Source organism: Baekduia sp., from assembly GCF_035685985.1.
Classification (GTDB): Bacteria; Actinomycetota; Thermoleophilia; order Solirubrobacterales; family Solirubrobacteraceae; genus Baekduia.
Window position 1 is genome coordinate 78,170 of the sequence record NZ_DASRZV010000038.1, and the last position, 13,270, is coordinate 91,439.

Here is a 13,270-nt window from a genome sequence, read left to right on the forward strand (position 1 = left end):
CCTCAGGTCAGCACGAAGACCGGCTCGGGCTCCAGGCGGATGCCGTAGGCCGCCTCGACGCCGGCCTGGATCTCGCGCGCGAGATCCACGAGCTGCGCGGTCGTCCCGTGGCCGCGGTTGGTCAGCGCGAGCACGTGCTTGGTGGAGATCGCGATCCCGCGCGCGTCGCCGTAGCCCTTGGCGAACCCCGCGTGCTGGATCAGCCACGCCGCGCTGGTCTTCACGCGGCCGTCGGGCCCCGGAAACGACGGCGCCCCCTCGGGCAGCGCGTCGGGCGCCACGAAGGGGTTGGTGAAGAACGAGCCCGCGCTGCGCGTGTCGGGGTCGTCGGGGTCCAACACCATGCCCTTGCCCCGGCGCAGCGCGAGGACCGCGTCGCGGACGTCGGCCGGCGACGGGTCCTCGCCGACCGCGCCGGCCAGCTCGCCGTAGCGGATCGGGCGCGAGATCCCGTCGTCGCGCAAGGCGAACGACACCCGCAGCACGACGTAGGACCCCGGCGACCGCTTGAACATCGAGTCGCGGTAGCCGAACGCGCACCGCTCGGGCGTCAGGTCGACGATCGCGTCGCGCGCCCGGTCCCAGGCCCGGACCGAGACGATGGTGTCGCTGACCTCCTGGCCGTAGGCGCCGACGTTCTGGATCGGCGTCGCGCCCACGCTGCCCGGGATCCCGCTGAGGCACTCGACGCCGCTCAGCCCCTCCCGCACGGCCAGCGCGACGAGGTCGTCCCAGACCTCGCCGGCCGCGACGTGCAGGACCGCGCCGTCGCGCTCCACGCCGCGCGTGCGCACGAGCGCGACCGTCCCCGGCACGCCGTCGTCGCCGATCACGACGTTCGACCCGCCCGCCAGGACGAGCGCGTCCTCGTCGCGCACGGCGGCGATCAGCGCGTCGTCGTCGGTCGCCTCGACGAGCCGTCCCGCGGGGCCGCCGAGACGCAAGGTGGTGTAGTCGGACAGACGCAAATCGCCTAGGACCCTACGCAATGGGCCGATACCCTCGAAGGTCGTGCCGCAGGTCCTCGACATCGAACAGGCGCTGCTCCTGCTGGAGCTCGAGCCCCCGTTCGAGAAGCGCGACGTCCAGCTCGCGCGGCGCAAGCAGGCCAAGATCTGGCACCCGGACCTCGCGCCGCCCGGCAAGCAGATCGAGCACGAGCGCCACCTGAAGGCCATCAACGAGGCCGCCGACCAGCTGGAGTCCCTCGCCGAGGGCTCGCGCAACGGCCGCGTCAGCCGCAACGCCGTCAAGGTCAGCGCCGCCGCCGCGCGCGCCGCCCGCGCCGAGGCCGGCCGCCGCGCCTACGAGGAGGAGCAGGCGCGCCGCGCCCACGAGGCCGACGTCCGCCAGAACGACCCGTTCGGCGCGCGCGTCCCCGACCACTCGGTCGTCCACCGCTACGCGCGCTGCCTCTCCTACCCCGAGTGGGGCGTCGGCGAGGTCGCCGGCATCTACTTCACGGGTTCCGACGACGACGTCCAGCAGTGGGCGCGCGTGCGCTTCCAGCCGGGCGTCCGGACGGTGCCCGCCGGCTCGCTGCAGTTCGTGGACTTCTCCAAGCCCGACCCCGGCCACGAGCGCGTGCAGCGGTTCATGACCGCCGCCCAGCACGCGATGGCCGAGGGCGACTACCAGCTCGCGGCGCAGCGGCTGATCTACGCGCGCGACGCCGAGCCGGGCAACATCGCCGTGCTGCGGATGCTGACGCTCGCGTTCTGGCAGGCGGGCCAGCTCGCCGCCGCGGGGCGCAGCGTCCGCGACTGGATCCGCGCCGACCCGACGCGCCCGACCGCGCAGCGCTACGCGGCGCGCATCTACGAGGACATGCGCGCGATCGACCTGGCGGAGGCCGCGGCGGTGCGCGCCGCGCGGCTCGGCCCCGGCGACGCGAGCGCCTGGGAGCGCGTCGGCCGCCTGCGCCTGCGCCTCATGGACCGCGCCGGCGCGCTGGAGGCGCTGGAGCGCGCCCGGACGCTCGGCCCGACCGTCGAGGGCCTGCTCGACCTGGCGTTGGCCCATCACCTGGGCGGCGACCTCGGCGGCGAGGTCACCGCCACCGAGCAGGCGACGCTGCTGGACGGCGAGAGCGCGCAGGCCTGGTCGCGCCACGCCCACGCGCTGGCGCGCACCGACCGGATCAGCGACGCGGTCGCCGCCGCCGAGCGCGCGCTGCGCCTGGCGCCCGGCGACGAGGAGGTCGCCGACCTGCTCGACCGCCTGCGCGACGCCCAGCCCCGGGTGCTGCCCGCCGCATGAGCGACCGCGTCGTCGCCTACGTCCCGCAGCCCGCCGGCCGCGACCGGCTCGGCGTGGCGTCGGGCAGCGACGGCCGCGACCGGCTCGCCGCGTCGCTGCCCGAGAACGTGGAGCTCGTCGACGCGCCGCGCGAGGACGTGCGCTTCGCGGTCCCGGCCTACGGGGTCGAGATCGACCTGGAGGCCCTACCCGCGCTGGAGGTCGTCCAGCTGCTGTCGGCGGGCGCGGAGTGGATGATCGACCGCGTCCCGGAGGGCGTGACGCTCTGCAACGCCCGCGGCGCGCGCGACCGCGCGATGGCCGAGTGGATCGTCGCCGCGCTGCTGGCCGACCTCAAGCGGGTGCGCCCGTTCGCCGAGGCGCAGGCCGCGCGGCGCTGGAAGCGGCTCGACATCCACGACCTGAGCGACCTCAAGGTCGCGGTGCTCGGCCACGGCGCGTCGGGGCGCGAGCTGGAGCGGCTGCTGGCGCCGTTCGGCACGCCGGTGCGCGGGATCGCGCGGCGCGCGCGGCCGGACGAGGGCGTGGTCGCGCTGGAGGACGCCGGCGAGGTCCTGGCCTGGTGCGACGCGCTGGTCAACCTGCTGCCGCTGACGCCGGAGACCAAGCGCGTGGTCGACGCCAAGTTCTTGTCGTCCTTGCCCGACGACGCGCTGTACGTCAACCTCGGGCGCGGCCCGACGACCGACACCTACGCCTTGATCGAGGAGCTGCGCCGCGGCCGCCTGCGCGCGGTCCTCGACGTCGTCGATCCCGAGCCGCTGCCGCCCGAGCACCCGTTGTGGGAGGCTCCGGGCCTGATGCTCAGCCCGCACGTCGCCGGCGACACGCCCGGCAGCGACCGCGCCGCGTGGCGCCTGGTCGCCGAGCAGCTCGCCCGGTTCGCGCGCGGCGAGCGGCTGGTCAACGTCGTGTCCTCGTCGGCCGGGTACTGAGGGCCGGACCGACGATGGCGACGGGTGCCGACGCGCTGGTGGCCGGGCTGGAGCGCGCCGGGGTCGAGGTCGTCTTCGGGCTGCCGGGCGTCCACAACCTGCCGGCGTGGGAGGCGCTGCGGCGCTCGTCGATCCGGCTGGTCGGCGTGCGGCACGAGCAGGCCGCCGCCTACGCGGCCGACGGCTACGCGCGGGCGACCGGCAGGGTCGGCGTCGCGCTGGTGACGACCGGCCCGGGCGCGGCGAACACGCTCGGCGCGGTGGGGGAGGCGTGGGCGTCGCGGTCGCCGATCGTCGTCATCGCCACCGACATCCCGACGGCGCTGAAGCGGCGTGGGATCGTCGGCGGCGCGCTGCACGAGGCGGCCGACCAGCGCGCGCTGTTCGCGTCGGTGGTGAAGGAGGCGTTCCGCTTCGACGACCCGGCCGAGGTCGAGCGCGCGGTCGCCGTCGCGCGCGAGGCGCCGCGGCGGCCGGTGTTCGTGGAGATCCCGACCGACCGGCTGTCGGCCTCCGGCCCGCGCTGGGACGTCGGCGAGTTCGCGGTCGACGTCGTCGAGGAGGCGCCGTCCGGCGCCGACCAGGCGCTGGAGCTGCTGGCGTCCTGCTGGAAGCCGCTGGTCTGGGCGGGCGGCGGCGCGGTCGACGCGGGGCCGGAGGTGGCCGAGCTGGCGCGGCGCCTCGGCGCGCCGGTGCTGACGACCTATACGGCCAAGGGCCTGCTCGGCCGCGAGGACCCGCGCGCGGTCAACCTGCCGCCGCACCTGCCGGCGGTCGGCGAGCTGTGGGACACGTGCGACGTGCTGATCGCGATCGGCTCCGACCTCGACGGCATGAACACCATGAACTGGCGGCTGCCCCGGCCACCCAAGGTGATTGCCCTGAACGTCGATCCGGTCGACGCCACCAAGAACTACGTCGCCGACGTCGTCGTGGAGGGCGACGCGGCGGCGGGCGCGCACGCGCTGGCCCTCGGGCTGCCGCCGGTCGACGCGCCGGTGTGGGCCGACCTGACGACGGTCCGCCGCCGGGCGCGCGGGTCGGTGCGTGGCGACCACCCGAACGAGATGGTGTTCCTGGAGGCCTTCGCGCGGGTCGTCGGCGACGACGTCACGGTCGTCTGCGACATGTGCATCCCCGGCTACTGGCTGGCGGCGATGCACACGCCGGCGGGCCCGCGGCGCTTCCAGTACCCGATGGGGTGGGGGACGCTGGGCTACGCGTTCCCGGCCGCGCTGGGCGCCGCGACCGCGGGCCCGACGCTCAGCGTCTCGGGCGACGGCGGGTTCCTCTTCGCCTGCGGCGAGCTGGCGACCGCCAAGCAGGAGCACCTGCCGCTGACCGCGCTGGTCGTCGACGACGGCGGCTACGGGATGCTGCGCTTCGACCAGCGCCACTCCGGCGTGGAGACCTACGGCGTCGACCTCGCGACGCCCGACTTCGTGGCGCTCGCCGCCGCGTTCGGGATCCGCGCGACCGCCGTCGACGGCCTGAGCGACGACTTCGCCACCGCGCTCGCCGAGCACCTCGCCGACCCGGAGCCCTCGCTGCTGGTCGCGCGCGCCGCGCTCACGCCGCCGCCGACGACCTCGCCGCGCTGGACGCGCACCGGCCCGCCCGCGTGGGCCGACCCGCTCTAGGCCGGCGCGATCCGCGCCACGAGCGTCCGGGCCGCCGCGATGACCAGCGCGCGGTCGTAGACGGTCGCGAACGCGAAGCGGCGGTCGCCGTCGGGGCCGTCGCGGTCGCCGAGGTCGCGGCCGACCAGCGCGCCCGCGAAGTGCGGGCCGAGCACGATCACCGACCACTCGCCCGCCAGCGCGTCGTCCGGATCCAGCTCGGCGCCGCGGACGCCGTGCACCGGCTCCTCGGGCAGGCCGACGCCGAACGCCGCGACCAGCGACGCGCGGCGGGCCAGCGCCTCGTAGCGGCGGGCGGTCGCGGGCGTGAAATGCCGCGCCTCCTGGAAGGCCGCGAGGATCACCGCGCCCTCGCCGATCCGCCCCGCGCGGTGCTCGAGGTGATGGCTCATCGGCAACAGCAGGCGCTTGGTCGCCTCGCCGGTCTCGCGCACGCCCGCGACGACCGCGAACGGGGTCTCGCCCTCCGGCGCCGGCGCCGCCGCGACGCTGCGTCGCACGCGCGACGCCGGCAGCGGCGGGCTCAGCGGCTCGGGCCGCCCGTAGCGCCAGCCCTGCCCGAGCGTCGCGCCGAGCGTCCGGGCGATCGCCGCGTGCTCCTCGGTCTCGATCCCCTCGGCGAGCACCTGCGCGCCGGTCCGCTCGCGCTCGGCCGCCACGGCCGAGACGATCGCGGCCTGGTCGGTCGACGGCCGGTCCTGCACCAGGCGCAGGTCGAGCTTGATGACGTCGGGGGCGATCAGCGGCAGCAGCGCCAGCGACCGCACGTCGGCGCCGAGGTCGTCCAGCGCGATCACGTGCCCGGCCGCGCGCTGGTCGTTGAGCACCCGCGTCAGCTCGGCCGGCCGCCGCGTGATCGCGCGCTCGGTGACCTCGACGACCAGCGACAGCTCGGCGACGGCGCGCGCCCACAGCTCCGCGTGCTCGGGCGGGCACGGCGCGTCGATCGCCGCGGGCTCCGAGTTGAGGAACAACGACGCGCCGCGCCCCAGGCCCGCGTCCAGCGCCGCGCGCACGGCCGCGATCCGGCACGCCCAGTCGGCCTCGACGGTCCGGCCCGCCGCCGCGGCGGCCGCGAACAGCCGGTCGGGCCGGTGCAGCGCCGAGCCCTCCGGCCCGCGTGCCAGCGCCTCGTAACCGACGACCTCGCCGCCGGCCAGCTCCACGATCGGCTGGAAGACCGCGGTGATCGCGCCGTCCTGAAGCACCCGCGCCAGCTCGCGCCCGGCGCTCGCGGGATCGAACGCGTCGTCGGGGACCAGCACGGCCTCGCCGCTGGGCGTGCGGTGCACGCGGAGCGTGTCGCGGCCGGCCGCCTTGGCCGAGCGCGTCGCGGCGTCGGCGTCGTGCAGCAGGTCGGCCGAGGTCATCGTCGTGCCCTGGCGGTAGATCCCGACGCCGATCGACACGCGCGCCTCCAGCCGCAGGTCGCCGACGACGTGCGGCTCGTCGCGCACGACGGCGAGGATCCGGGCGCCCAGCTCGCGCGCCACGCGCTCGCCCTCGCCCGCGGGCAGGTCCTTCAACAACAACGCGAACTCGTCGTCGCCCAGGCGCGCCAGCAGGTCCTGCGGGCGGATGACCGACTTCAGCCGGTCGGCCGCCACCCGCAGCAGCGCGTCGCCCGCCGGATGGCCCCAGCGGTCGTTGACGGTGTGGAACTCGTCGAGGTCGATCTGCAGCAGCGCCAGCTCGCACTCCTGCACGCGCGCGCGGTGCATCGCGGAGCGCAGCTCGTCGTGCAGGGCGCTGCGGTTGGCCAGGCCGGTCAGGGCGTCGTAGTAGGCCAGCTCGTGCAGCCGCGCGCCGGCGCGCATCCGGTCGGTCACGTCGCGCTGCGTGCCCAGCCAGCGCACGATCCGCCCGCCGTCGTCGCGCTGCGGCGCGATCGCCACCTCGTTCCAGAACGGCGTGCCGTCGGCGCGGTAGTTCAGCAGCGTCACGTACGCGTCGCGTCCGGCGGCGATCGCCTCGGTCAGGACGCTCGTCGCGCGCGGGTCGGTGTGCGGGCCCTGCAGCAGCTTGGCGTTGCGTCCCAGCACCTCGGACGCGCCGTAGCCGGTGAGCAGCTCGAAGCCGGGGCTGACCCAGCGGATCGGCAGGCCGGGATCGGGGTCGACGACGACGATCGCCGCCAGCCCCTCGTGGTCGGGGACGGACATCCCGGGCGTTGTACCCGACCGCGCGGCCAAAAGCGTCCGAGGTGAGACGCCTGGGGTTCAAGAACGCCCGTCGCGCACCGATCCCAGAGGGGAGATCGGCATGCTTCGCCATGCCCAGGCCCGGCCGCTCCTCCCCCCCGAGATGAGACTCCACAAGATCTTCCTCCCGCTCGTCGGCGCGCTGCTCGCGCTGGCCCTGCCCGCCGCTGCCGACGCGGCCCAGCCGGGCGTCAACATCGCCGGCGCGCCGACGCCCGACCGCATCAGCGAGGCGCTGGCCACCGGCGCCAAGACCGTCCGGATCTTCGCGGTGTGGAAGGACTTCGAGCCCAACCGGGCGGGCGAGTACCCCTCCAACGAGTTCAGCCTCGCCAACCTCACCAAGACCTACGACGACGCGATCCGGCAGATCAACGCCGCCGGCGCGCAGCCGCTCTTCGTCGTCACCGAGGCCCCGACGTGGGCCAACGGCTCGACCGACCCGGCCGTCCCGCCGGCCAACCCCTGGGACCTGGGCAACTTCCTCAAGCGCTTCGCCGCCCACAACAAGGCCGTCGGCGCGGTCGCGGGCTACGAGGTCTGGAACGAGCCCGACGAGAACGAGTTCTGGCACCCGGCGCCGGACCCGATCAAGTACACGCAGATGCTCCAGGCGGCCTACGCGAGCATCAAGCAGGGCGACCCGTCGGCCACGGTGATCGCCGGCCCGATGACCGGCAACGACTACCAGTGGCTCAACAGCCTCTACGCGGCGGGCGCGGCCGGCAACTTCGACGTCGTCGCCGTCCACACCGACACGGCGTGCCTGGACCGCGGGCCGGACGAGTTCTACCGCGAGAACGGGGCGCTGGCGCGCTACACGTTCCTCGGCTACCGCACCGTGCACGACACGATGGTCGCCCACGGCGACGGCAACAAGCCGATCTGGATGACCGAGCTGGGCTGGTCGTCGACCGGCGGAAGCCTCAACTCCTGCACGCGCGGCCAGTGGGCCGGCCAGAAGCCGTCGGGCGTCAGCGAGGCGGCGCAGGCGGCGTACCTGACCAAGGCCTACGCCTGCCTGGCCAACGACCCCTACCTGGGCCTGGCCGACTGGTTCACGATGCGCGACACGACCGACCACCCGGTGGACGAGCTCAACCACTACGGCCTGCTGCGCACCGACGGCTCGGCCAAGCCGGCCCTGGGCGCCTTCAAGGCGGTGGCCGCCGCAGGCGGCGGCAGCGCGGGGCCCTGCGGGGACTTCGACGCGCCGTCGATCCGCGTGGTCAAGCCGACGCCGGGCCAGCAGTTCGTGGACAAGCTGGACCTGAGCGCGGCGGCGACCGACACCGGCGTCGGCCTCGCCCGGATCACGTTCTCCTACGACGCCGACGGCGACGTCCGCAACTTCACCGACGGCCTGGCCAACGACGTGCCGGTCGGGCTGGCGCCGTGGCAGGGCTCCGGCAAGCTCGGCCTCGGCCCGCACACGATCGTCGTCACCGCGCTGGACAAGAACGGCAACGCGTCGACGGTCCAGATCCCGGTGGTCAAGGTCTCGGCCTCGTCGCTGAAGTCGACGCTGCAGCCGACGATCAAGTTGAAGACCAAGAAGGTCAAGTGCACCAAGAAGCGTCAGTGCGCGGTCTCGGGCTCGATCTCGCGCGCCGCGGCCGTCAAGGCGCTGAAGGGCGCGGCGGTCCCGTCGCTGGGCGGCAAGGTCGCCGTCGAGTGGCAGTTCCGCAACAAGAAGGGCAAGTGGCGCAAGCTCGTCGGCGGCCTGAAGCCGGCCAACAAGCCCTTCACCTTCAAGGCCAAGCTCAAGAACAAGGGCGCGTGGCGCGTGCGCGTCGTCTACCAGGGCCAGGCGCCGTGGAAGAGGACGACGTCGAAGTACCTGACCTTCAAGGTCAAGTAGCCGCGAGGTAGTACGGTGGGCGGCGTCATGCCGCCCTCCGCCGTGGTGGTGGGCGCCGGGGTCCTCGGCTCCGCGCTCGCCGACCGTCTCGCCCGGTCCTCCTGGGACGTCCAGCACGTCGAGCAGTACGCGCCCGGCCACGTGCGGTCGGGCTCCGGGGACGAGTCGCGGCTGATCCGTGCCGCCCACGGCGCCGACGCGATGCACGCGCGGATGTCGCGCCGCGCGCTGGAGCTGTGGCGCGAGCTGGACCCGCGCCTGGTCTGCCCGAGCGGGGTCGCGTGGTTCGCGCGCCGCCCCGACGGCTGGGAGGCCGACGCCGAGCGCGTGCTGACGTCGCTCGGGATCCCGAACGAGCGCGTCGACCCGACCGAGCTGTTCCCGTCGGTGCGCACCGACGACCTCGCGTTCACGCTGCTGGAGCCCGAGGCCGGGCTGCTGCGGGCGCGCGACGGCGTGCGGGCGCTCGCCGACCGCGCGGTGCAGGCGGGCGCCGAGCGGATCGTCGCCGTCGCTCGGCCCGACGGCGAGCGCGTCGTGCTCGACGACGGGCGAGTGCTGGAGGCCGACCACGTGATCTGGGCCTGCGGCGCGTGGATGGCGCGGCTGTTCGGCGACGTGCTGGACCTGCGGATCACCCACCAGGACGTCTACTACTTCGGCGTGCCCGGCCGGTGGGCGGCGCCCGGCGTGCCCGGGTGGGTCGACTTCGACGGCGCGGTCTACGGCATGGGCGACCTCGACGGGCGCGGCGTGAAGGTCGGTCCCGACCAGGAGGGCCCGGCGATCGGCTCGCTGGACGCCGAGCGCCGCGCGGACCCGACGCTGGAGCGCACCGCGCGCGCGTACCTCGGCCACCGCTTCCCGGGGATCGCCGACGCGCCGCTGGTCGGCTCCCGCGTCTGCCAGTACGAGATGACGCCTGACGAGCACTTCGTCGTCGCGCCGCACCCGGCGTTCTCCGACGGTCGCGTCTGGCTGGTCGGCGGCGGCTCGGGCCACGCGTTCAAGCACGGCCCGGCGCTGGCCGAGCGGCTGGAGCGCTGGATCCTGGCCTCCGAGGCGCCCGAGCCGGCCTTCGGCCTCGGCCCCGAGCGCCACCACGACGTGCAGCTGCGCACCGGCGGCTCGCCGCTGTCGGGGTCGGGCGAGCCCTCGGGGTGACGACGCTCCGGAACCCGGACGTCATCGTGCGGACAAGCGCTTCAGGACCGCGCGCTCGCGGTCGATGGGAGAAGGAGAGGCAGGGCACGGAACGCCCCGGAACGGACGCCGCCGCCTTCTGGGCAAGAACGCCGTGCGCTTGACGGCCTCTGCTTCCCCTCCCGGGAGCAGGGGCCGCGAGCCGCGCGCGCTACGCCCCCGGCGCTTCGAGCGCCTCCAGCAGCGCGACCGCCGCCGGGAACGCCCGCGCGTCGCGCACCGCCGCCGGCGCGGTACGCGGCGGAGGCCGCCGCGTCCGCGGATCGTACGATGGCTCCATGAGCTCACCTTCGGAGTTGATCGACGGGCGCATCGCCGAGCTGGGCGACTGGCGCGGCGAGCTGCTGGCGCGCCTGCGCGGCCTGATCAAGGAGGTCGACCCGGACGTCGTCGAGGAGTGGAAGTGGCGCGGCGTGCCGGTCTGGTACCACGACGGCATGGTCGTCACCGGCGAGACCTACAAGAAGGTCGTGAAGATGACGTTCGCCAAGGGCGCGGCGCTGGACGACCCGGCCGGGCTCTTCAACTCCAGCCTCGACGGCAACACGCGCCGCGCGATCGACTTCCACGAGGGCGAGGCGATCGACGAGGCGGCGCTGAAGGACCTGCTGCGCGCGGCGATCGCGCTCAACGAGGCGGGCGCCAAGGGCTGAGCCGCGCGGGTCCGGGGGCCCGGGCTGTCACAGGACGGTCGGCTGCGCTGTCAGGGGAATGAGCAGCGCACCCGACCAGGAGACCCCTCTTGTCCTCCCCATCTGCCGTCCGGCCCTTCTCGGGCATCTTCCACGCCCAGCCCGCCGTCTCGACGTTCGCGTTCGCCGTCCGCCACTCCGGCGTGTTCTGGTTTCGCGGCGTGCTGACCGAGGTCACCGCGTCGCTGACGGCCGACGCCGACGGCGCCCTGTCGCTGGCGGGCTCCGCGGCCGTCGGCTCGATCTCGGTGACCGAGCCCGACGCGATGCGCGCCAGCGTCCTCGGCGCGGCGTTCTTCGACGCCGAGCGCCATCCCGAGCTGACGTTCCGCTCCACCGCGCTGCGCCTCGCCGACGACGGCGGTCTCGATCTCGACGGCGAGCTCACCATGCGCGGCGTCACCCGCGCCGTGACCGCCACCGGCGACTGGTCGCCGCCGCGCACCGCCGACTACGGCGAGGTCGCCGGCCTCCACCTCACCACGACCCTGGACCGCCGCGACTTCGGCCTCGACTGGCAGGCGCCGATGCCCGACGGCGGCGACGCGGTCGGCTGGGAGGTCCGGATCGACGTGGACCTGCTGCTGATCCGCGCGCACTAGAGCGCGAGGTGCAGGCGCAGCGCGTCGTCGAGCGCGGTCATGAGATCGCGCGGAACCGCGCCGACGCGCTGGACCAGCCGCCGCGCGTCGACCGAGCGGACCTGCTCGGCCAGCGCCTTGGAGTCGACGCGCAGCCCGGTCTCGTCGGCGGGCAGGAGGATCTGGAACGGGTGGACGCGGCGCAGGTTCGAGGACACGGGCACGACCGTGACCACGCCGCGCCCGAGGTGTTGCGCGGTGCTGTTGGCCGCGTCGTTGCTGACGACGATCGCGGGACGGTGCTTGTCGGCCTCCGACTCGCGGACGGGGTCGAGGTCGACCTGCCAGATCTCGCCGCGCCTCACGCGAGGCCGTCGCCGGTCGTCGCCTCCCAGGCCTCGGCGTCGCCGCCGTCGGCGTCCCAGTCGGACCAGGCCTCGGCGTAGCTGCCCGGCAGCGCGCTCACGCGCAGGGCGCGGACGGCGTGGTGCAGCGCCGCCGACCGGGATCCCAGCGCGTGCTCGGCCGCGTAGGCGTCCAGGAAGGCGACATCCTCCGAGGGGACGCTGACGCTCAGCTTCATACCCCAGATGCTACCACCGGTAGTACCCCGTGATGGTCTGTGGTGCGAAGGTCGGAACGCCGCGGCCGACGAGTTGTCCCACCTGCCGGCCGCGCGTTGGCCGAACTGCCGCCTGCGTCGCGTGGAACGCTCTGCCCATGGCTGACGCTGTCGCGAGCTGGCACACCAACGAGTTCCCCGAGCTGCGGTCGGCGCCGCCGTGGGTGATGCAGGAGATGATCGCCGCGCAGCCGGAGCTGGCCGCGCCGATCCTGGCCGACGGCTCGCCCACGGTCGCCGCGATCGCCGAGGACATCGCGAGCGCGCTGGACGCCGGACGGCCGGTGACGGTCGTCGGCTGCGGGACCTCGGAGCACGGCGCGCACGGCGTCGCCGCGCTGATCGCCGCCGCGGTCGCCCTCAAGCACCGGGCGCTCGTCCGCGCCCGACCCGCGTTCACCGCGGCGCTCGATCCGGCCCCGGGCTTCTGCCTGGCCGTCTCGCACGACGGCGGGACGCGCGCGACCGAGCTGGCCGTCGCCGCCGCCCGCGACGCCGGCGCGCGCACCGCGGCGATCACGCACGACCCGGCCGGGAGCGTCGCGACGGCGGCCGAGCTGGTGCTCGTCACCCCCAACCACGACGAGTCGTGGTGCCACACCGTCGCCTACACCTCGGCCCTGCTGGCGGGCGCCGCGATCGCCGCGCTGCTCGGCGGCTCCATCGTCGCCCGGCCGGCCGCGGCGCACGACCTGCTGCGCGCGGCCACCGCCGTCGAGGCCGACGCCGCGCCGATCGCCGAGCGCCTCGCCGACCGCCGCGTCGTCCTCTGCGCCGGCGCGGGCCTCGACCACGTCACCGCGCGCGAGCTGGCGCTGAAGATCGCCGAGGGCGCGCGTCAGCCCACGATCGCGCTGGAGCTGGAGACCGTCCTGCACGGCCAACTCGCCGGCCACGAGGCCGCCGACGGCCTGATCCTCGTGGCCGTCGACGACCGCGCGGACCGCGACCGCCTCGCCCGTCGCGCCGCCCACGTCGCCCGGGCGGCCGCCGCCATCGGCCTGCCCGTCGCCGCGCTGCTGTCCTCCGAGCACGACGCCGCGCTGCCCTCCGAGCTGACCCCCGCCGGCCGCCTGGTCGTCGACCTGCCCGACCCGACCGACCTCGACCGCGGCCTCGCGACCCTCCTCGCCGGCGCCGGCGCCCTCCAGACCCTCACGCTCCAACTCGCCCACGCCCGCGGCACCAACCCCGACCTCATCCGCCGCGAGCAGGCGCCCTACCGCGCCGCCGCCGCGGCGGGGGAGAGCTCGTCGGACTGGTAGGGGCCGGCGCC

At 75.2% G+C, this 13,270-nt stretch carries 13 protein-coding genes; 8 read left to right on the forward strand and 5 right to left on the reverse strand.

The window, feature by feature from the left end; translation table 11 throughout:
* Positions 1 to 2: 2 nt before the first annotated feature.
* A complete protein-coding gene (locus tag VFG42_RS26530; RefSeq protein WP_414642485.1) occupies positions 3 to 1,031 on the reverse strand; it encodes a UDP-N-acetylmuramate dehydrogenase in 1,029 nt (342 codons plus the stop codon).
* Here VFG42_RS26530 and VFG42_RS26535 point away from each other — a divergent pair.
* Genes VFG42_RS26535 through VFG42_RS26545 form a run of 3 tightly spaced genes read left to right on the forward strand, consistent with a single transcriptional unit; the run spans position 1,012 to position 4,834 of the window.
* A complete protein-coding gene (locus VFG42_RS26535) occupies positions 1,012 to 2,259 on the forward strand; it encodes a hypothetical protein (protein WP_324911872.1) in 1,248 nt (415 codons plus the stop codon). The genes VFG42_RS26530 and VFG42_RS26535 overlap by 20 nt on opposite strands.
* Entirely contained in the window at positions 2,256 to 3,194 is a 939-nt protein-coding gene (locus VFG42_RS26540) for an NAD(P)-dependent oxidoreductase (RefSeq protein WP_324911873.1), read from the forward strand. The genes VFG42_RS26535 and VFG42_RS26540 overlap by 4 nt, the downstream gene beginning before the upstream one ends.
* Positions 3,195 to 3,208: 14 nt before the next feature.
* Entirely contained in the window at positions 3,209 to 4,834 is a 1,626-nt protein-coding gene (locus VFG42_RS26545) for a thiamine pyrophosphate-binding protein (RefSeq protein ID WP_324911874.1), read from the forward strand.
* Here VFG42_RS26545 and VFG42_RS26550 read toward each other — a convergent pair.
* Entirely contained in the window at positions 4,831 to 6,996 is a 2,166-nt protein-coding gene (locus VFG42_RS26550) for a diguanylate cyclase domain-containing protein (protein WP_324911875.1), read from the reverse strand. The genes VFG42_RS26545 and VFG42_RS26550 overlap by 4 nt on opposite strands.
* A 142-nt stretch (positions 6,997 to 7,138) precedes the next feature.
* Between VFG42_RS26550 and VFG42_RS26555 the strand changes: the two genes are divergently transcribed.
* Positions 7,139 to 8,896, forward strand: a complete 1,758-nt coding sequence (locus tag VFG42_RS26555; protein WP_324911876.1) for a hypothetical protein — start codon at positions 7,139 to 7,141, stop codon at positions 8,894 to 8,896.
* A gap of 27 nt (positions 8,897 to 8,923) precedes the next feature.
* Entirely contained in the window at positions 8,924 to 10,060 is a 1,137-nt protein-coding gene (locus VFG42_RS26560; RefSeq protein ID WP_324911877.1) for an FAD-dependent oxidoreductase, read from the forward strand.
* A gap of 190 nt (positions 10,061 to 10,250) precedes the next feature.
* On the opposite strand, the gene VFG42_RS26565 is transcribed toward VFG42_RS26560, so the two are convergent.
* Positions 10,251 to 10,379, reverse strand: a complete 129-nt coding sequence (locus tag VFG42_RS26565) for a hypothetical protein (protein ID WP_324911878.1) — start codon at positions 10,377 to 10,379, stop codon at positions 10,251 to 10,253.
* Between VFG42_RS26565 and VFG42_RS26570 the strand changes: the two genes are divergently transcribed.
* Positions 10,378 to 10,752 (forward strand): DUF1801 domain-containing protein, encoded by a 375-nt coding sequence (locus tag VFG42_RS26570; RefSeq protein WP_324911879.1) that lies wholly within the window; start codon positions 10,378 to 10,380, stop codon positions 10,750 to 10,752. The genes VFG42_RS26565 and VFG42_RS26570 overlap by 2 nt on opposite strands.
* 89 nt (positions 10,753 to 10,841) lie before the next feature.
* A complete protein-coding gene (locus VFG42_RS26575) occupies positions 10,842 to 11,393 on the forward strand; it encodes a YceI family protein (protein WP_324911880.1) in 552 nt (183 codons plus the stop codon).
* Here VFG42_RS26575 and VFG42_RS26580 read toward each other — a convergent pair.
* Both VFG42_RS26580 and VFG42_RS26585 read right to left on the reverse strand, forming a co-directional pair.
* Entirely contained in the window at positions 11,390 to 11,737 is a 348-nt protein-coding gene (locus VFG42_RS26580) for a type II toxin-antitoxin system PemK/MazF family toxin (protein ID WP_324911881.1), read from the reverse strand. The genes VFG42_RS26575 and VFG42_RS26580 overlap by 4 nt on opposite strands.
* Positions 11,734 to 11,955 carry a ribbon-helix-helix domain-containing protein gene (locus VFG42_RS26585; protein ID WP_324911882.1) on the reverse strand — a complete coding sequence of 74 codons (222 nt, stop codon included), beginning with the start codon at positions 11,953 to 11,955 and terminating at the stop codon, positions 11,734 to 11,736. Before VFG42_RS26585 ends, VFG42_RS26580 begins: the two co-directional genes overlap by 4 nt.
* 137 nt (positions 11,956 to 12,092) lie before the next feature.
* Between VFG42_RS26585 and VFG42_RS26590 the strand changes: the two genes are divergently transcribed.
* Positions 12,093 to 13,259 (forward strand): hypothetical protein, encoded by a 1,167-nt coding sequence (locus VFG42_RS26590; protein WP_324911883.1) that lies wholly within the window; start codon positions 12,093 to 12,095, stop codon positions 13,257 to 13,259.
* Positions 13,260 to 13,270: the final 11 nt, after the last annotated feature.

Excerpts from the sequence above, each read along its gene's own strand:
- VFG42_RS26530 (WP_414642485.1), bottom strand. The coding sequence starts at position 1,031 with ATGTCGAGGACCTGCGGCACGACCTTCGAGGGTATCGGCCCATTGCGT.
- VFG42_RS26540 (WP_324911873.1), top strand. The coding sequence starts at position 2,256 with ATGAGCGACCGCGTCGTCGCCTACGTCCCGCAGCCCGCCGGCCGCGAC.
- VFG42_RS26545 (WP_324911874.1), top strand. The coding sequence starts at position 3,209 with ATGGCGACGGGTGCCGACGCGCTGGTGGCCGGGCTGGAGCGCGCCGGG.
- VFG42_RS26550 (WP_324911875.1), bottom strand. The coding sequence starts at position 6,996 with ATGTCCGTCCCCGACCACGAGGGGCTGGCGGCGATCGTCGTCGTCGAC.
- VFG42_RS26555 (WP_324911876.1), top strand. The coding sequence starts at position 7,139 with ATGAGACTCCACAAGATCTTCCTCCCGCTCGTCGGCGCGCTGCTCGCG.
- VFG42_RS26560 (WP_324911877.1), top strand. The coding sequence starts at position 8,924 with ATGCCGCCCTCCGCCGTGGTGGTGGGCGCCGGGGTCCTCGGCTCCGCG.
- VFG42_RS26570 (WP_324911879.1), top strand. The coding sequence starts at position 10,378 with ATGAGCTCACCTTCGGAGTTGATCGACGGGCGCATCGCCGAGCTGGGC.
- VFG42_RS26565 (WP_324911878.1), bottom strand. The coding sequence starts at position 10,379 with ATGGAGCCATCGTACGATCCGCGGACGCGGCGGCCTCCGCCGCGTACC.
- VFG42_RS26585 (WP_324911882.1), bottom strand. The coding sequence starts at position 11,955 with ATGAAGCTGAGCGTCAGCGTCCCCTCGGAGGATGTCGCCTTCCTGGAC.
- VFG42_RS26590 (WP_324911883.1), top strand. The coding sequence starts at position 12,093 with ATGGCTGACGCTGTCGCGAGCTGGCACACCAACGAGTTCCCCGAGCTG.